This is a genomic window from Ruegeria sp. BHSA118, assembly GCF_059613405.1.
On the sequence record NZ_JBXWSM010000081.1, the window covers coordinates 1 to 17,805 of the forward strand.

15 protein-coding genes are annotated in these 17,805 nt (G+C 60.7%); 6 read left to right on the forward strand and 9 right to left on the reverse strand.

The genetic code is table 11. The features are described from left to right. Positions 1-286 precede the first annotated feature (286 nt). From ftsZ to AC2FNN_RS18750, 5 genes are all read left to right on the forward strand, one after another. On the forward strand, positions 287-1,891 hold the full coding sequence (gene ftsZ / locus AC2FNN_RS18730) for a cell division protein FtsZ (protein ID WP_496759966.1): 1,605 nt from the start codon (positions 287-289) through the stop codon (positions 1,889-1,891). A 213-nt stretch (positions 1,892-2,104) separates the two neighbouring features. Then, positions 2,105-3,025 carry a UDP-3-O-acyl-N-acetylglucosamine deacetylase gene (gene lpxC, locus AC2FNN_RS18735; protein ID WP_496759967.1) on the forward strand — a complete coding sequence of 307 codons (921 nt, stop codon included), beginning with the start codon at positions 2,105-2,107 and terminating at the stop codon, positions 3,023-3,025. 126 nt (positions 3,026-3,151) lie between these two features. Beyond that, positions 3,152-4,015, forward strand: coding sequence for an outer membrane protein assembly factor BamD (locus AC2FNN_RS18740; protein ID WP_171631018.1), 864 nt, complete (start codon positions 3,152-3,154; stop codon positions 4,013-4,015). A gap of 36 nt (positions 4,016-4,051) precedes the next feature. After that, positions 4,052-5,701, forward strand: a complete 1,650-nt coding sequence (gene recN / locus AC2FNN_RS18745; RefSeq protein ID WP_496759968.1) for a DNA repair protein RecN — start codon at positions 4,052-4,054, stop codon at positions 5,699-5,701. A gap of 100 nt (positions 5,702-5,801) precedes the next feature. Continuing rightward, the gene (locus AC2FNN_RS18750; protein WP_496759969.1) at positions 5,802-7,487 is read left to right on the forward strand and encodes a chloride channel protein; all 1,686 of its coding nucleotides are present in this window, start codon (positions 5,802-5,804) and stop codon (positions 7,485-7,487) included. A 3-nt stretch (positions 7,488-7,490) separates the two neighbouring features. On the opposite strand, the gene AC2FNN_RS18755 is transcribed toward AC2FNN_RS18750, so the two are convergent. The 7 genes from AC2FNN_RS18755 to AC2FNN_RS18785 form a co-directional block, all read right to left on the reverse strand. Beyond that, positions 7,491-8,858, reverse strand: a complete 1,368-nt coding sequence (locus AC2FNN_RS18755; RefSeq protein ID WP_496759970.1) for a DUF3179 domain-containing protein — start codon at positions 8,856-8,858, stop codon at positions 7,491-7,493. Between the two features lie 91 nt (positions 8,859-8,949). Then, on the reverse strand, positions 8,950-9,291 hold the full coding sequence (locus tag AC2FNN_RS18760) for a DUF427 domain-containing protein (protein ID WP_209832537.1): 342 nt from the start codon (positions 9,289-9,291) through the stop codon (positions 8,950-8,952). A 63-nt stretch (positions 9,292-9,354) separates the two neighbouring features. Continuing rightward, positions 9,355-11,145: an aminopeptidase P family protein gene (locus AC2FNN_RS18765; RefSeq protein ID WP_496759971.1), complete on the reverse strand. Its 1,791-nt coding sequence runs from the start codon at positions 11,143-11,145 to the stop codon at positions 9,355-9,357. 150 nt (positions 11,146-11,295) lie between these two features. Continuing rightward, positions 11,296-13,173 (reverse strand): cobaltochelatase subunit CobT, encoded by a 1,878-nt coding sequence (cobT, locus tag AC2FNN_RS18770; protein ID WP_496759972.1) that lies wholly within the window; start codon positions 13,171-13,173, stop codon positions 11,296-11,298. Positions 13,174-13,294: 121 nt separating this feature from the next. Then, complete coding sequence (gene cobS, locus AC2FNN_RS18775) at positions 13,295-14,281, reverse strand: cobaltochelatase subunit CobS (protein ID WP_496759973.1); 987 nt, start codon at positions 14,279-14,281, stop codon at positions 13,295-13,297. A 189-nt stretch (positions 14,282-14,470) separates the two neighbouring features. Further along, complete coding sequence (locus AC2FNN_RS18780) at positions 14,471-15,130, reverse strand: NYN domain-containing protein (protein WP_496759974.1); 660 nt, start codon at positions 15,128-15,130, stop codon at positions 14,471-14,473. Between the two features lie 63 nt (positions 15,131-15,193). Continuing rightward, entirely contained in the window at positions 15,194-15,820 is a 627-nt protein-coding gene (locus tag AC2FNN_RS18785) for a J domain-containing protein (protein ID WP_496759975.1), read from the reverse strand. A 107-nt stretch (positions 15,821-15,927) separates the two neighbouring features. On the opposite strand from AC2FNN_RS18785, the gene AC2FNN_RS18790 reads away from it, so the two are divergent. Continuing rightward, positions 15,928-16,182 carry a BolA family protein gene (locus AC2FNN_RS18790; RefSeq protein ID WP_496759976.1) on the forward strand — a complete coding sequence of 85 codons (255 nt, stop codon included), beginning with the start codon at positions 15,928-15,930 and terminating at the stop codon, positions 16,180-16,182. A gap of 13 nt (positions 16,183-16,195) precedes the next feature. Here AC2FNN_RS18790 and AC2FNN_RS18795 read toward each other — a convergent pair whose 3' ends face one another. Together AC2FNN_RS18795 and AC2FNN_RS18800 are read right to left on the reverse strand one after the other, a co-directional pair. Beyond that, positions 16,196-17,272 carry a PLP-dependent cysteine synthase family protein gene (locus AC2FNN_RS18795; protein ID WP_496759977.1) on the reverse strand — a complete coding sequence of 359 codons (1,077 nt, stop codon included), beginning with the start codon at positions 17,270-17,272 and terminating at the stop codon, positions 16,196-16,198. A 161-nt stretch (positions 17,273-17,433) separates the two neighbouring features. After that, positions 17,434-17,805, reverse strand: a 372-nt coding sequence (locus AC2FNN_RS18800) for a DUF4177 domain-containing protein (protein WP_496759978.1), incomplete at its 5' end; no start/stop codon positions are given.

Genomic DNA, 17,805 nt, shown 5'->3' on the forward strand with positions numbered 1-17,805 from the left:
CTCGCGGCAGGACCTGAGCAGTTTTCCGCAGTGTAGATGACGGTCGATCAGAGCGTGATGACAATGTGTCCTCGCGTTCATGTCGGTTGTCTAGTGATGGTCGCCGTTGTTTCCGCTATATCTGGCGTGACCTGCGAAATGCCGCCGGTTTCTGCCTTATTTCCTCCATATTTTGTGGGAAAACGCGATTTTTGACGTGACCTTTTGGCATCAGGCCGCTAGAATCGAACAAGGATAGGTAAGAAAAACACCGCTTTGGCGGGACATAAATACAGGCGGACAGAGCATGACATTGAATCTTTCGATGCCCGGGCACGACGAACTGAAGCCTCGGATTACAGTATTTGGCGTTGGCGGTGCGGGCGGGAACGCCGTCAACAACATGATTGAAAAACAGTTGGACGGCGTTGATTTCGTGGTCGCCAACACCGACGCACAGGCACTGCAACAAAGCCAGTCTTCGGCGCGGGTGCAACTGGGCGTGAAAGTTACCGAAGGTCTGGGGGCAGGGGCTCGCCCGACCGTAGGCGCGGCCGCCGCCGAGGAAAGCATCGAACAGATTGTGGACCACCTTGCCGGCGCGCATATGTGCTTTATCACCGCCGGTATGGGCGGCGGTACCGGAACGGGGGCTGCTCCGATCATCGCGCAGGCCGCCCGCGAACTGGGTGTTTTGACCGTCGGTGTCGTCACAAAGCCCTTCCAGTTCGAAGGTGCCAAGCGGATGCGTCAGGCTGAAGATGGCGTCGAGGCGCTGCAACAGGTTGTCGATACGCTGATCATCATCCCGAACCAGAACCTGTTCCGTCTGGCCAATGAAAAGACCACCTTTACCGAGGCGTTCTCGATGGCTGACGACGTTCTGTATCAGGGCGTCAAAGGCGTGACCGACCTGATGGTGCGCCCCGGCCTGATCAACCTCGACTTTGCGGACGTTCGCGCCGTAATGGACGAGATGGGCAAAGCAATGATGGGCACCGGCGAGGCAACAGGCGAAGACCGCGCCATCCAGGCGGCGGAAAAGGCCATTGCAAACCCGCTGCTGGACGAAATCAGCCTCAAGGGCGCCAAGGGCGTTCTGATCAACATCACCGGTTCGCACGACCTGACCCTGTTCGAGCTGGACGAAGCCGCCAACCGTATCCGCGAGGAAGTGGACCCCGAGGCCAATATCATCGTCGGCTCGACACTGGATACCGCCATGGAAGGCGGAATGCGCGTGTCGGTTGTTGCGACCGGCATCGACGCCAGCGAAAAAACGACTGAAGTCCCTGTGGCACGCCGTTCGATGTCCGAACCGCTGACCCGCACGGTTTCGGCTGAAGAGCATATTCAGGAAGAAGCGCACGTAGCTGCCGACACAGCAGAGCCTGCCCCGCAGCCGGAAGAAAACCGCGAACCTTCGCTGTTCGAAGCCGCGGAAGAGCCGGCGCAGCCACAATTCCAGCCGCGCGTCGAGCGTGACGATGACGGCCTGCCGCCACCCGCTTATCAACCGCGTGTGGCCGAATTCGAACCGCAGCCCGAGCATGTTGAGCCCGCGCCCGAGGCATTCGTGGCACCGCGCGGGCATGCTGCCGGCACCCCGTCTCCCGAAGCATTGCAGCGTTTGCAGGCCGCTGTGCAGAAGGTCCCGTCGACGTCGCAGCGACCGGCGGCGCTCCGCCAACCCGAAGCAGTCTCGCAGCCGGAACCCGAAGAGCGCTCGCGGTTTGGCTTCAATCGCCTGATCGACCGGATGACCGGCCACGCCTCTGACACACCGGCTCAACCGCCGCGGCAGCAACCCGTTTTGCGACAGTCCGAGGCTACCGCGCCGATTCAGGAAGAGGCCGATCCGGATCAGGACCGTATCGAAATTCCGGCCTTTCTGCGCCGTCAAGCCAACTGATCGCGGTAACAAAATCCACTCAAAGGGCTGCCATTTGGCGGCCCTTAATTGTTTTTTAACAGTGGCTTGCAAGTATGTGAGCAGGGTTTTGCCGATCTGTTACATCCATGTTTCAATCGGTTGCAAAGAGTGAGTTGAGCCTTGACGCGGGCTTCCTTAACTCAGTGTCCAACACGGCCCAAGCAGGCTGGACACTACTCACCGAGGCCTATTTTGCAACATACGCTCAAATCTCCGGTCACGTTTACAGGCATCGGGCTGCACAGCGGCAAGCCGGCGACCATGGTCCTGAAACCGGCGGCAGCGGGTCATGGCATCTGGTTCAAGCGGACGGATATTCAACTGGGCGACGCGATGATCCCGGCGATCTACTATGCGGTTGAACGGACCCCGCTGTGTACACGTCTGGTGAATGATGCCGGCGTTTCGGTTTCCACCGTCGAACATATCATGGCTGCTCTGGCCGGGTGTGGCGTGCATAACGCACTTGTCGAGATCGACGGTCCCGAAGTTCCGATCATGGACGGCTCCTCGATTGATTTCGTGCGTGGTATCATGGCCAGGGGTGTGCGCCGTCAGGCCAGCCCGGTATTGGCCTATGAAGTTCTGAAAACCGTCACCGCATCCCGCGAAGGGGCCAGCGCCAGCATTGCGCCCGCTGACGGGCTGATCATCGACTTCCATATCGATTTCGAAGACGGTGCCATCGGCAGCCAAAGCAAAACGCTGGACATGCGCAACGGTTCCTTCGCGCGCGAACTCAGCGATTGTCGCACGTTCTGCCGGCGCACGGATGTCGAGGCGATGCGCGAAAACGGGTTGGCTTTGGGCGGCACGCTTGAAAACGCCGTGGTCGTTCAGGGCGTCGAAGTTCTGACACCGGGCGGTTTCCGCCGGGTTGACGAGGCAGTGCGCCACAAGATGCTGGATGCCCTGGGTGATCTCTATCTGGCTGGTGGGCCGATTTTGGGTCACTTCACCGGAAACAAGTCGGGTCATTCGCTGACCAACACTTTACTGCGCAACCTGTTCGAAACGCCGGGCGCCGTGCGTCCGGTACTGTGCACACCGGAACAGGCCGCGCGCCTGCCGGGGCAGGGGCTTGTCGTCAACGAAATTCCCGAAGTGGCCTGATCAGATCAACTCTGACGACATTTGCGCCGGAAGTCGCATAAGGCGTTTTGCACCGGAATTTTCTGTGCTAGACCATGGCTCAAATCGGGGCAAACCCCATTAAGCAAGACGACAAGGATGGGCGGTATGGTTGGCAGCAAAGCGGCAGTCAGACTCGCGGGTGCGATTCTTCTGGCAGCAGTTTTGACGGCATGCGGCAACGCCGGCGGCCTTTTTGGTCGCAAGGGCGCGGACCGTGAACAGAATCTGGAAGGGTTCACGCCGGAACAGATCTACACCCGAGGTGAATACGAACTGTCGCAGAATCGCTCGGATGACGCGGCGTGGTATTTCTCGGAAGTCGAACGTTTGTATCCGTATTCGGACTGGGCCAAGCGCGCGCTGATCATGCAGGCGTTTTCGTTCCATTCGGACCAGAATTACGAAGAAAGCCGCGCGGCGGCGCAGCGTTATATTGACTTCTATCCGACGGATGAAGATGCCGCCTATGCACAGTATCTGCTGGCGCTCAGCTACTACGACCAGATTGACGAAGTCGGGCGCGACCAGGGCCTGACCTTCCAGGCGCTGCAATCGCTGCGGACCGTTATCGAGGTCTATCCCGACAGCGAATACGCCACATCGGCGGTTCTGAAGTTCGATCTGGCCTTCGACCATCTGGCGGGCAAGGAAATGGAGATCGGGCGCTACTACCTGCGTCAGGATCACTATGTTGCGGCGATCAACCGGTTCCGAGTTGTGGTCGAGGACTTTCAGACCACATCCCACACCGCCGAAGCGCTGTATCGTCTGGTCGAGGCCTATCTGTCGCTTGGCCTGCTGGACGAGGCGCAGACCGCAGGTGCCATTCTTGGCTACAACTACCAGTCCTCGGAATGGTATGACGATGCGTACAAACTGCTGACCTCTCGCGGGCTTGATCTCAAGAGCCGCGGTAACAACTGGCTCAGCACGATTTATCGTCAGACCATCAAAGGTGAATGGTTGTAATCGCGATGGCCTTTGGTCCGGGACGCTGAAGACCACATGCTGCGCGCCCTTGATATCCGCGATATGCTGATCATCGACCGGCTGGAACTGAGCTTTCAGCCGGGCTTGAACGCCTTGACCGGCGAGACCGGTGCGGGCAAATCGATTCTGCTGGATTCGCTTGGCTTCGTGTTGGGCTGGCGCGGGCGCGCGGAACTGGTGCGGCAGGGGGCCGCGCAGGGTGAGGTCGTCGCCGAATTCGAACTCTCTGCCGATCATCCTGCACATGCGATTCTGGCCGAAGCCGGTCTGCCCGGTGGCCGGGAATTGATCCTGCGCCGCGTCAACACGGCCGAGGGGCGCAAGACCGCCTGGGTCAATGACCGCCGCTGCTCGGGCGAAGTTCTGCGGGCGCTGTCCGAGACCCTGATCGAACTGCACGGACAGCATGATGACCGCGGTTTGCTGAACCCACGTGGTCATCGGGCGATGCTGGACGAATTCGCACAGGTCACGGAGCAGCTGACAAACGTGCGAACCGCCTGGGCCGCGATGTCCCGTACCCGCAAGGCGCTGGCGGAGACCGAGGCCGCTCTGGCTGCGGTCCGCAGCGAGGAAGAATTCCTGCGTCACGCGGTCGCCGAGCTTGACCAGCTTGACCCGCAGCCCGGTGAGGATGCCGAGCTGGATGCCCGCCGCCGCATGATGCAAGGGGCCGAGCGTATCCGTGACGATGTTGCGCGTGCCTTTGCCCTGTTGTCCGGGGATGGGGCGGAAGGGGCCATGTCCGACGCCATGCGCTGGCTGGAAGGTGTTTCGGATAATGCGGGCGGCCGGTTGGAAGAACCGATTGCAGCGCTCGGGCGCGCGATGATCGAGTTGGGCGAAGCGCAGGATGGCGTGAATGCCTGCCTTCAGGCGCTGGACTTCAATCCGGCAGAACTGGAACAGGCCGAGGAACGCCTGTTTGCCATCCGTGCGCAGGCCCGCAAGCATGACGTGGCTCCGGATGATCTGGGAACGTTTGCCGACACTCTGCGTGACCGGTTGAACCGGCTGGAGGCAGGGGATGCCGACCTGGCAGACAGGCGTGCCGCCGTGGACGCGGCGCAACAGGCCTATGACGCCGCCGCAGCCGACCTCAGCGCCGCGCGCAAGTCCGCCGCCGGGCGGCTGGACGCGGCCGTCATGGCGGAACTGGCCCCGCTCAAGATGGAACGTGCCGTGTTCCAGACCGAGATCACCCCGGCTGAACCCGGCCCGGAAGGCACCGACGCGGTGGCCTTCACCGTGGCCACCAACCCCGGTGCGCCGGCGGGGCCGCTGAACAAGATCGCCTCAGGGGGTGAGCTCAGCCGCTTCCTGCTGGCCCTCAAGGTCTGCCTGTCGGGGGATGACAGTGCCCGGACGATGATCTTTGACGAGATTGATCGCGGTGTCGGTGGGGCAACCGCTGATGCCGTCGGACGCAGGTTGGCGTCATTGGCGCAGGGCGGGCAGGTTCTGGTTGTCACCCATTCCCCTCAGGTCGCCGCGCGGGCGGCGCATCACTGGCGGGTGCAGAAACAGGTCACCAACGGACAAACCCTGTCCACCGTCATTCCTCTGGCCGAACCGGATCGGGTGGACGAGATCGCGCGCATGGTGGCAGGTGATACCATCACCGAAGAAGCCCGTGCCGCCGCCCGGGCTTTGTTGCAGGCCTGACGCGGCGATGGCGTGAATAGGTGCTCACACTGTCGCTATCTCACTTTTATATGGGCGCTCCGTGGCTTACTAAGGGTTAAGTGATGATCCCCGAGGGCCAATGACCCAATCGACCCGCACCGTTCTGCGCAACCAGTTCAATCAGGCTCTGGCCGCGATCAAGGATGCGTGGCGGGTGATGCTGCGCCGGGGGCCAAGCCAGATCCAGTTCTGGTTCATTGCGCTGGCCATCGGGATCGCTGCCGGATTCATGGCGCTTGGGTTCCGCAAGGCCATCCGCGCGTTGCAGGCCTATCTCTACGACACCGACGACGTTCTGCTGCTGCACAGCCATGCCGAGAAACTGCCGTGGTTCATGATCCTGATCATCCCGATCATCGGTGGGCTGGTCGTGGGCGTGATCCTGAACCGGTTCACCAGTGACGGGCGCGTCAGGTCTGTCGCTGATGTGATCGAAGGATCCGCCATCACCGACGGGCGGGTCGAGGTCAAGGCCGGAATTGCCTCGTTCTTTGCCTCGCTGATCACGCTCAGTTCGGGTGGGTCAACGGGCCGCGAAGGCCCCGTGGTGCATATGGCCGGGGTGATTTCCACCTGGGTCAGCAACCGCATCCATGCCGACGGGATCACGGGCCGCGACTTGCTGGGCTGTGCTGTCGCCGCCGCCGTATCAGCCAGCTTCAACGCCCCCATCGCCGGGGCCCTGTTCGCGCTCGAGGTCGTGCTGCGCCACTTCGCCGTGCATGCCTTTGCCCCGATCGTCATCGCCTCGGTCGCCGGAACGGTGATCAACCGGTTGGAATATGGCGACGTTACCGAGTTCACGCTGGAAACGCCCGGATCGCTGCAATTTTATGTCGAACTTCCCGCCTTCCTGATCCTCGGCCTGATCTGCGGCTTTGTCGCGCTGCTGCTGATGCGATCGATCTTCTTTGCTGAAGATATCGGCAGCCATATCCAGAACCGCCTGTCCATTCCGGGCTGGCTGCGCCCGGCCGTGTCCGGCGCGATGCTGGGGCTGATGGCGATCTGGTTCCCGCATATCATCGGTGTCGGGTACCAGACCACGATCCGCGCCCTGACCGGTGATCTGGTTCTGACGACCGCGATCCTTTTTGCGGTGACCAAGACAATCGCCGTGGCGATCACCATGGGCGGGCGCATGGGGGGTGGGGTGTTTTCACCGTCCCTGATGATCGGCGCGCTGACCGGGCTGGCGTTCGGACTGATCGCCACTGGGCTGCTGCCGGATGTGTCGGGCACGCATACGCTTTATGCCTTTGCCGGAATGGGCGCGGTGGCTGCTGCCGTTCTGGGTGCCCCGATCTCGACCACTCTGATCGTCTTTGAACTGACCGGAGACTGGCAGATCGGCCTTGCCGTGATGGTGACTGTATCCATATCCACCGCATTGGCGTCGCGCCTTGTGGACCGGTCGTTCTTCCTGACCCAGCTGGAACGCCGCGATGTCCACCTGGCCGCGGGGCCGCAGGCTTATCTGCTGGCAATGCTTCGCGCCGGAGCCGTGATGCGCCCGCTTGGGGATCCGCGGTCGATCACGAAGGAAGAGGCGCAGCGACTGATCGACCAGGGCCTGTGCATTCAGGCCAGTGCCACGCTGGAAGCCGCCATGCCCTATTTTGACCGTGACGACATCCCCTGCATTCCGGTTGTCATTCTGGAAAAAGACGGCTCTGAAACACCGGTTGGCGCGCTCTATCACGTCGATGCGCTCAAGGCATATAACAGGGCGCTTGCGGCCACTGCTGCCGAAGAGCATTCCTGAGTTTCACTCACCATACACGCTGGCTGCGTCGCCCAGATAATTGTCCCACGCAAACCAATAGGAAACATGCCCGGCGACTCGTGGCAAACGTGTCCCATCCGGCCCGATCAAAGCTTCTTCCGTGACGGTCCAACCGTTCCCCGCGCTATCCTGCAACCCGCCTTGCGTCGCCCGGAACACATGAGTTTTTCGCTCATAGGCCCGCACGCTGCGCTCTTTGGGATCGCCAATCAGAACCAGAGGTGTCCGACCGATTGCATCGTTGATCACCGGTTCGCCCTTGAACGCATCCAGAGGCCAGGCGCGGGCAGCACCAAACTGGCGCACGGCAAAGATGTAATCCTTCTGCCGATGCCGGGATTGATCCACAACCGCCGGGAACATCAATTCGCTCGAGGCGAAATAGTCGCGATAAACCACCCCTGATCCGTAATTGCGCCGATGCCCGGTGTTCAGCGACAGAACACGGGTTTTGGGATGCGAGGTCCTCCAGCTGTCCCATGTCGTGATCACCACCGGGCGCTGTTTCAACGTGATGCCACTGTTCACCAAAGGCCCCACAACAGGCTTGCCGGTATACTGGTTCCACAGCGAATGCGTTTCTCGGTCAAACATCAGCTTGTTCGAGCGATAGAGGAAACCTGACGACCCGAAAATGAACGGTTTTCGCCGCCCCGCCACCTGGGTTTCAAACAGGATGCCCGACCCGCAGAGCGTGCAATAGGCCAGCGCCACGGGCACACCGCCGATCACCTCGTTGAACATCTCGTGCCAGCCCATGATCCGCAGGGGATAGGCGCGCTCATCCCCGTTGATGGCCACGCCGAACACCAGATCATCGCCCTTCAGATACCCCGCATTCGAAGCAGAGATCAGGGTGGGATTATCCAGGGACGGAATGCCATTCTTGTGCACACCGCCCCAGGCGATCTCTTCCAGGCGGATCTTCATCTTGTCGCGTTGCAGATATTCGGGCCGCAGGAACAGGTCGAAATTCGGGTCGATGCCCAGAAGAACCTCGCGCTTGAACGGGATCAGCGACGGATGAGGGACAATCTGCGGGTTTCGTTCCTGCCACAGCATCCACTCGAACCAGTCATTGCCATGGCGCTGCCCGGTCAGGGCCTCCATCACATCGACAATCTCATCCCGTCGCCTGTCGGCATAGCGCATCGCGGTCAGCAACCCGGCCACAACATCCGGCTGGCCACGGTCCTTCAGATACGCCATCTGCGCCTCAAACGCGGTCCGACGCCCGCTCAGCGTGCTGCGCAACGCGTCCAGAACCGGATCCTGCTGCGCCCACAGCACGCCGGGCGCAAGTGCACCAGCCCCGATCATCCCAGCAAAACCGCGACGTGACATCGACATGGAAGCCTCCGGTGTTACCCCGGAGAAAGTGTGCCGCAAATGCCGTTCACGTGCATGCCACAGCTGCGTGAGGTGGGCGCGGGGGCTGGCGTTAAATCTGCTCCACTTTCACCGATTCAACCGGGTAGAATGCCAGATGGTCCTTGATCTCGGCCACCGCCTGAATCGGATCCTCATAGCTCCAGACCGCGTTGTCGGTCACGGATGACTTGTTGACGATGGAAAAATGCGTCGCCTCGCCCTTTCCGGGGCAGTGGGTCACCTTGTCGGTCCGATCCAGAAATGCCATCGCAATATCGTTGCGCGGGAAATAGATCACCGGATCCTTTTCGCCTTCTAGCAGTTCCAGCGCGTTGTTCGTTTCGCCCAGAATCGCACCGCCCGAGCGGACAGTCCATTTGCCCGGCGCTTTCCGGATCGTGATCTCAGCCATTCCTCTTCCTTCCGTCGTCGTATCAGGGCCACCCCTCTGCCTGTTCAATGTAACAGACCCGTGTCAGACCGGAGCAGTTGCGGCATCCAACCACAGTTGTGCGTCATGTCCCAGCCTTGGGCGGATTTTTTCCGCGACGTCGCGATGATAGGCATTCAGCCAGTCGCGTTCGTCGGTCGTCAACATATCGACCATGATCAGTCTGCGGTCAATCGGTACATAGGTCAGCGTGCGCCAGTTCAGCATCGCGCGTTCGGCATCGCCACCGGGCAGCAGAGGAGCGTCTTCCACCACCACAAGGTTTTCGATGCGGATGCCAAAGGCGCCTTCCCGGTAATATCCCGGCTCATTCGACAGGATCATGCCGGGTTGCAGCGGTACATGGCTGACTTTGGACAGCCGTTGCGGTCCTTCATGCACGCTCAGATAAGCGCCGACCCCATGTCCGACGCCATGGTTGAAATCCTGTCTCGCGGACCATAACGGCACGCGGGCCACACATTCGATATCCCGCCCGGCAAGGCCCGCAGGCCAGCGCAGCATCGACATGGCAATCATGCCCTTCAGCACCCGGGTAAAGCAGGCTTTTTCCTCGGCTCCGACGTCACCGATGGCGATGGTTCGGGTGATGTCGGTGGTGCCGTCCAGATACTGCCCGCCACTGTCCAGCACCAGAATATGGCCGTTTTCCAACCGGCTGTCGGTCTCGTCCGTCACGCGGTAATGCATGATCGCGCCGTTCGGACCCGTGCCTGCAATGGTATCGAACGAAATGTCCTGAAGCGCATTGTCCTTACGTCGGTTTTCTTCCAGCCGGGTAACAACCTGTGTTTCGGTCACGCTGCCCGGGGCCTGTTCGTCCAGCCAGCACAATGTCTCGATGACCGCCACCGCATCGCGCAAATGCGCCTCGGCGCTGCCCGCGATTTCAGACGCATTCTTGCAGGCTTTGGGCAGGGCGCAGGGATCGCCGCCGTCTGTCATCGCATCACCCAGCGCATCCGCCACGATCTGAGGCACCGAAGCGGCATCCACCTGCACCGGACCGGCCAGAGCCGCAACCGCATCCAGAAAATCGCCCACAGCGTGTAAAGTCACCTGAGAACCCAGATGATCCCGTACCCCGGCCAGTTTTTCTGCCACCATGAACAGATCGACCTGACCACCTGCATGAAGAATGGCAAAGCCGTGGGTCACCGGGTTATAGGCGATATCCGACCCACGGATATTCAACAGCCACATGATCGAATCCGGCAGGGTGATCACCGCTGCCTTGTGCCCGGCCCGCCGAAGGTCGTCGGCCAGACGGGCAATCTTGCTGTCCGCACCTTCCCCGGCAAATTCGATCGGATGCGCCTTGACCGGGTTCATCGGCGGTGCGGGTTGATCGGCCCAGATCCGGTCCACAAGGTTTTTGCATCTCACCAGTTCGATGCCCGATCCATCCAGATCATTCAAAGTGCTGGAAATCTGCCCCGCCGCATGCAGCCACGGATCAAAACCGACCTTGCCGCCGTTGGGCAACTGCTGTTTCAGCCAGGCGCTCAGGCTTACCTCGGGCCAGGGGACCGGGGTGAAATCTTCGGCAACTTGTGCCTTGACCTGGGTGCGATACCGCCCGTCGATGAAAACTCCGGCTACGTCACGCAGGGCGGCGCAAAATCCGGCCGAGCCCGTGAACCCGGTCAGCCAGGCCAGACGTTCATCGCGCGCCGCGACATATTCTCCCTGATGTGCATCCGCCCGCGGGATCAGAAACCCGTCCAGCCCCTCTTGCACCATCTGTTCGCGCAAGGCGGCCAGCCGCGGTGGCCCCTGTTCCGGGCGGGCGGTCACTTCGAAGGATTGGAACATGGGCGGCCTCATTCACAGCATTTGTGCGTGACCCTGAGGCGCATTTCTTAAAATGTCCAGACGGGAACACCCCGCCTGAACAGGCCAATGATCAGCAACAAAAAACGCGTTGCCCTCGGGGGAATACGCCTGCTGGGCCGAAGACCAGCCTCAGCCAACCTTTCTCATCCCCATGACCCGCGCCCGCGCCCGCGGGTCACTGTCAAACAGAGCTGCCAGTTGCTCGGTCATCGCACCGGCCAGTTGCTCTACATCGGTAATCGTCACCGCCCGGTCGTAATACCGGGTCACGTCATGTCCGATGCCGATGGCCAAAAGTTCGACCATCTTGCGCTTTTCGACCATCGCGATCACGTCGCGCAGGTGTTTTTCCAGATAGTTGGCCGGGTTCACGCTCAGCGTCGAATCATCGACCGGCGCGCCGTCCGAGATCACCATCAGGATCTTGCGTTGTTCGCGCCGCGCCAACATTCGACGATGCGCCCATTCCAACGCCTCGCCATCGATGTTTTCTTTCAGCAGGCCCTCTTTCATCATCAGGCCCAGATTGGGCCGCGCACGACGCCAAGGGGCGTCCGCGCCCTTGTAGATGATGTGGCGCAAATCGTTCAGACGGCCGGGCTGTTGCGGGCGGCCATCGTTCAGCCACGCCTCGCGCGCCTGACCGCCTTTCCACGCCCGCGTGGTAAAGCCCAGAATTTCGACCTTTACATTGCACCGCTCCAGCGTCCGGGCCAGAACATCGGCACAGATGGCCGCGATCGAGATCGGACGCCCCCGCATCGACCCCGAATTGTCCAGCAGCAGCGTGACCACCGTGTCGCGGAACTCGGTGTCTTTTTCGACCTTGAAACTCAGCGGAGTGGTGGGGTTCGCGACCACACGTGCCAATCGGCCCGCGTCCAGAATGCCTTCCTCGCGGTCGAACTCCCAACTGCGGTTCTGCTGCGCCTGCAAGCGGCGTTGCAGCTTGTTGGCCAAACGGCTCACCGCGCCTTTCAAGGGCTCAAGCTGCTGATCCAGATAGGCCCGCAGACGTTCCAGCTCGGCCGGTTCGGCCAGATCCTCGGCGGCGATCTCTTCGTCATGGGTGTCCAGATAGACCTTGTAATCCGGGTCCGCTTCGGATGCGGGCGGCGGGGCAGGCGGCTCCAGAGGCGCCTCGCCATCCGGCATTTCAGCCTCGTCCCCCATCTCGTCCTCGGCCATTTCGTCCATTGAGACCTGGGCCTGAGACTGATCCTGCTGCTCTTCCTGAGTTTGCTCAGGGGTTGCATCCGCGTCCTGCTCGTCCTGATCATCCTGACCGGTGCTGTCCGGATCGGGCTGTTCCTCGGCGTCGTCTTCGGCCTGATCTTCCTGCTCGTCGTCCAGCTCATCGGGGTCATCCCCCAACTGGTCGCCATAGCCCAGATCCTTGATCACCTGCCGTGCGAATTTGGCGAATTCAGCCTGATCCGAGAGGATCTCGTCCAGATTTTCCAGTGTCCCGCCAGCCTGCTCTTCGATGAACCCGCGCCACAGGTTCATGATGTTCTCAGCGGCAGGGGGCAGATCGCGTCCGGTGGCCAGATGTCGGATCAGATACCCCGCCGCCACCGACAAAGGTGCATCGGCAGGCTGCTTGCACTGGTCATAGCCGCGCCGGATCGCTTCATGTCCGATCTTGACGTCGATGTTGCTGGCCGTACCGGGCATATCGCGCGCGCCCATCGCCTCGCACCGCGCGGTTTCCATCGCTTCATAGAGATCGCGCGCCATATCCCCGGGCGGCGCATAGCGCGCATGGGTTGCATCGTCATGATACTTGCGCTGCAACGCCAAAGCATCCGCAGTACCCCGCGCCAACAACACTTCCTCTCGCGTCATCCGGCGTGAAACCTGCGGCAACCGCATCGATTCGCCCGACATGCCAGAAGGGTCGACCGTATAGGTTACCGACAACTCGGGATCATCGGCCATGACCTTGGTGGCCTCGGCCAAGGCCTTCTTGAACGGATCGGCGGGGTTGTCGTTCTTCTGTGCCATGTCCTTAAGCCCTCATCAAAATGACCTGCCCGGCGCGGAAAACTGTAACGGATCCGACTTCATCTGGCCAAAAATATCCCCGCCGGAGGCATTGCGCCCGGAACGGGCGCAATTCGGGTGCTTATCCCAGGGTCGCACTCGCAGCGCTTTCCGGCAATTCCTCGTCGAAGCAGCGCTGATAGAATTCGGCCACGGTCTGACGCTCCAGCTCGTCGCATTTGTTCAGGAACGACAGGCGGAAGGCATAGCCCACGTTGCGGAAAATCTCGGCGTTTTGCGCCCAGTTGATCACGGTCCGCGGGCTCATGACGGTCGACAGATCGCCATTCATGAAGGCGGTCCGGGTCAGGTCGGCCACGGTGACCATCTGGCTGACGGTCTTGCGCCCCTCGGCGGTGTTGTAATGCGGCGCCTTCGACAGCACGATCATCGTCTCGGCGTCATGGCTCAGATAGTTCAGGGTCGACACCAGCGACCAGCGGTCCATCTGCGCCTGGTTGATCTGTTGTGTGCCGTGATACAGACCCGTGGTATCGCCCAGACCGACCGTGTTGGCAGTGGCAAACAGACGGAAATTGGGGTTCGGGGTGATGATCTCGTTCTGGTCCAGCAGGGTCAGTTTGCCGTCATGCTCCAGCACGCGCTGGATGACGAACATCACGTCGGCGCGGCCCGCATCGTATTCGTCGAACACGATAGCCACGGGGTTGCGCAGCGCCCAGGGCAGGATGCCTTCGTGGAACTCGGTCACCTGCTTGCCGTCGCGCAGTTTGATCGCATCCTTGCCGATCAGGTCGATCCGGCTGATATGGCTGTCCAGGTTCACCCGGACGGCGGGCCAGTTCAGACGGGCGGCGACCTGTTCGATATGGGTCGATTTGCCGGTTCCGTGATAGCCCTGAATCATGACGCGGCGGTTATGGGAAAAGCCCGCCAGAATCGCCAGCGTGGTTTCCGGATCGAACTTGTAGGTCGGGTCGATGGCTGGCACCCGGTCTGTGGCTTCGGCGAAACCCTTGACCGCCATGTCGCTGTCAATGCCGAACACGTCACGGACCGAGATATCCTCGGTAGGTTTTGCGTTGATATCGATCGATCCGTCAGCCATGCGCCTAGTCCTTATCCTTTGGCCCGTTCACCGGGTATGAACCCGTGTGTGGTGCAACATATTGCCGGCAAGGGCAAGGGAAAGCGGAACACGTCCAAAGGTGCGCATGTTTTTCTTGCAAACTGGCCCTATCGGTACACCGGACAGGCGTATCAAGCATGTTTTCCGAACAGGTGGACCGATCCTATCTCAGAGTGAGAACCAAAGCTCGCCCTTTTGAAAACCGCCTTTCACCAGGCGATCCGCGTTCAACACATCCGGAAACTCGTCTGCCCAATCCCGAAACCGGTCATTTGTGACGATGCGCGCCTGGCTGTCCCGCGCCGCCTGCAAGATCAGCGGGTCGGCGGGCGTTCCTTTGGGGGCGACCATGACCTGCTTGGATCGCAGGCCCAAGGCGCGGCTCAGCTTCCGGTCGTCCATATAGTGGCCTTCGACTTTGTACCCGACATTCGCATCGAACATGACGCCCGGTTTGAACCCTGCGCGCTTCAAAGTCTCAAGGACCTTCTTCAACGTAACCAGATCCGGGGTGCCATCTCGCCAGTGCATGACGTTCGAGCCGTCCACGATGATCCATGTATTGGCCCGGCGCCACCTGAACCAGGCCCGTATGAACAGGATTGCGCTGGCAATCACGCAAATCAGCGCCAAAAGGAACAGCCAATCCGCGTCAGTCGGAATGAAACTGGCGACGATGAGCCCGCTAACCGAGACGAGCAACAGGCAAATGGATGTGCGCAACGAAACCGACCCCTGGAAATCTCCGTCCCAAATCTTCCACCACTTTCGCGGGGATTGAAACAGGTTTCCATACGGAATTTGCGCAGTTGTTTCAGCTTGTGTCATCCGCGGCACCCAACCATTCAGGCAGGGCGCGCCGCGAACGTAAAGCAGGCAAAGCCGTGCCCCTTACTTAAAGTTCCGGCTGTCCTTGATCTGATCCCAGGCCCAGACAACTTCCTGCAACTGCTCTTCCTGTGAACGGTCTCCGCCGTTCATGTCCGGATGCAGCACTTTGATCAGCTTCTTGTACGCTTTGCGAACCTCGGCCTTGGTCCAGCTGTCCTTGGCCTCGAGAATCTCGATCGCACGGCGTTCGGTCGGCGGCAGGCGGCGTCCACCACCACCCGAGGTGCGGCCTTTGTTCTGCGTGCTGTTGGCGCCAAGAACCTGATGCGGATCCTCGATTCCCAAACGGGCCCATGCACGTGCTTCGGGGTCGCCCATCGGCTTGGTCTCGCGCTCCCAAACCTTGTCTTTCGATCGCTGCGCGTTCAGCTCGGCCTCGGTGGTGCCGTCAAAGAAATTCCACTTCTGGTTATATTCCCGCACGTGTTGCTGGCAGAACCAGAAAAAATCATCCAGGACATCCGGTGCTTTTGGTGCGCGGAATTTTCCCGGCTCGTCACATCCCTCGTGATCACAGATCCGGACCGAGGTTTCGGACGCACCCGACATGCCCCGGCGTCCCCGCGGATTCTTCTTTTTGGCGCTGGAAACGGACATATCGAATCCGAAGGGGTCTGATTTCGCCATGCTCTAATCCTCAAGAACGCGTCTTTTCGACTCGGAGGCAGCAGTTTAATCTAAGCAGCCGAAAGTAGAAGAGGGGTGCGGCAATATTTTTGCCGCTGAGCAAAAAAATGAGCGTGACCGACGAAATCCGAACCCGCCTGCAAGCCGCCTTTGATCCGCGCGAGCTGGACGTGATCGACGACAGCGAAAGCCATCGCGGCCATGCAGGCCACAGGGAAGGTGGTGAAAGCCACTTCAACGTCCGTATCCGCGCCAGCGCATTCGAAGGCAAATCCCGCGTCGCCCGCCACCGTGCGGTACACAAGGCGCTGGGCGACATCGTGCCCCGCATCCACGCGCTGGCCCTGGATATCGGTGTCTGAAGACCTGTGCGTGTCAGCCCGCCTCCATCTGCGCGGACGGTGTTGATGCCGAGACGGCGTATTCCTCTTGTGTCATGACCTCTTCGATTCCCTCGAACAGGGGGGTCGACAAGTATCGCTCGCCGGTGTCCGGCAACATGACCAGCATGACAGAGCCTGCCGGAGCGGATTCGGCCAGCTTCATGGCCACCGCAAAGGTCGATCCGCCCGAAATCCCGGTGAAGATCCCCTCTTCCGAGGCAAGCCGGCGCGACCACGCGATCCCTTCGGGTCCGGGAATGGGGATCAACTCGTCATAGTATGAATTGTCGATGGCTTCCTGAAGGACCCACGGGATGAAATCCGGTGTCCAGCCCTGAATCGGGTGGGGCTCGAAATCGGGGTGGCTTTCGGTCGGCTGATGGTCAGCGTTGCGCGTGTTGACGTAACCTGATGATACTATTGCGGCATTTGCCGGTTCGGTCAGGATAATCCTGGTGTCGGGTCTCTCCTTCCGCAATACACGCGAAACACCCGAAACGGTGCCGCCAGTCCCGTAGCCGGTCACCCAATAATCCAGCCGTTGCCCTTCGAAATCGGCAAGAATTTCCCGCGCTGTCGTGTTTTCGTGAATATCGGCATTGGCTGCGGTCTCGAACTGGCTGGCAAGGAACCATCCGTTTTCCTCGGCCAGTTCCTTGGCCTTGGTATACATGCCGAACCCTTTTTGCGCCTTCGGGGTCAGAACAACCTTGGCCCCCAGAAAGCGCATCAGCTTGCGCCGCTCGACCGAGAAGCTCTCGGCCATCGTCACGACCAGAGGGTATCCCTTGGCCGCGCACACCATGGCCAGCCCGATCCCGGTGTTGCCGGATGTCGCTTCGACAACGGTTTGTCCGGGTTTCAACCGCCCGTCACGTTCCGCGGCCTCGATGATGTTCAGCGCCAGCCTGTCCTTGACCGAGCCTGCCGGGTTGAAGGCCTCGAATTTCACATAAACGGTCACATGCTCCGGCGCGATCCGATTGACCCGAATGCAGGGCGTGTCACCAACCGTGTCGAGAATGCTGTCATACAGGCGTGTCCGCCCTTGTGTCTGCCGAATAGCCATTTCGATGTCCCTCCAGAATATCCGGCTAACATGCCACAGATTTCGCTGGGTTGATAAGCACATATCGCACTCGCAGCGCCAAACCCGCCCGCGGGCCAGCTGCTCGATCTCCAGTCCACACCGTGTTTCAGGTGTGACTGCACGTCAAACCCATATCCGTCTCAGGCGTCTTTCATGTTGTCGGCGGTGTCCGTGTCCTGGTCAACCTGGTCCCGGCTTTTCAAAGACAAAGGCGGCTCATGCGCTTCTTCCGAAATTGGTTTCGGCGCGGTCACCACACCGGGGCCGGGGATCGGCTGGGCCAGCGGGGTGTCGTCAAACTCGGGTACGTCTCCGATCACCGACGCATCGACTTCCTCTTCCACCACGCGGCGGAACACCAGCACATTGCGCCAGTTCGTGGTCGATCCGGTCAGCCCCGAGCGTTCTTCGCTGGGCAGCAGCTCGGCCCGCTGGTATTCCCAGCCATCCTGACCCATCTGATTCAGCAGTTGCTCGACCGAGACGGCAAAGCGGCCCTCGGCCGTTTTCAC

What these genes read in the sequence shown, in the direction of transcription:
- ftsZ (WP_496759966.1), top strand. Translation starts at nt 287, where the DNA reads ATGACATTGAATCTTTCGATGCCCGGGCACGACGAACTGAAGCCTCGG.
- AC2FNN_RS18740 (WP_171631018.1), top strand. Translation starts at nt 3,152, where the DNA reads ATGGTTGGCAGCAAAGCGGCAGTCAGACTCGCGGGTGCGATTCTTCTG.
- recN (WP_496759968.1), top strand. Translation starts at nt 4,052, where the DNA reads ATGCTGCGCGCCCTTGATATCCGCGATATGCTGATCATCGACCGGCTG.
- AC2FNN_RS18750 (WP_496759969.1), top strand. Translation starts at nt 5,802, where the DNA reads ATGACCCAATCGACCCGCACCGTTCTGCGCAACCAGTTCAATCAGGCT.
- AC2FNN_RS18755 (WP_496759970.1), bottom strand. Translation starts at nt 8,858, where the DNA reads ATGTCGATGTCACGTCGCGGTTTTGCTGGGATGATCGGGGCTGGTGCA.
- AC2FNN_RS18760 (WP_209832537.1), bottom strand. Translation starts at nt 9,291, where the DNA reads ATGGCTGAGATCACGATCCGGAAAGCGCCGGGCAAATGGACTGTCCGC.
- AC2FNN_RS18765 (WP_496759971.1), bottom strand. Translation starts at nt 11,145, where the DNA reads ATGTTCCAATCCTTCGAAGTGACCGCCCGCCCGGAACAGGGGCCACCG.
- cobT (WP_496759972.1), bottom strand. Translation starts at nt 13,173, where the DNA reads ATGGCACAGAAGAACGACAACCCCGCCGATCCGTTCAAGAAGGCCTTG.
- cobS (WP_496759973.1), bottom strand. Translation starts at nt 14,281, where the DNA reads ATGGCTGACGGATCGATCGATATCAACGCAAAACCTACCGAGGATATC.
- AC2FNN_RS18780 (WP_496759974.1), bottom strand. Translation starts at nt 15,130, where the DNA reads ATGACACAAGCTGAAACAACTGCGCAAATTCCGTATGGAAACCTGTTT.
- AC2FNN_RS18785 (WP_496759975.1), bottom strand. Translation starts at nt 15,820, where the DNA reads ATGGCGAAATCAGACCCCTTCGGATTCGATATGTCCGTTTCCAGCGCC.
- AC2FNN_RS18790 (WP_496759976.1), top strand. Translation starts at nt 15,928, where the DNA reads ATGAGCGTGACCGACGAAATCCGAACCCGCCTGCAAGCCGCCTTTGAT.
- AC2FNN_RS18795 (WP_496759977.1), bottom strand. Translation starts at nt 17,272, where the DNA reads ATGGCTATTCGGCAGACACAAGGGCGGACACGCCTGTATGACAGCATT.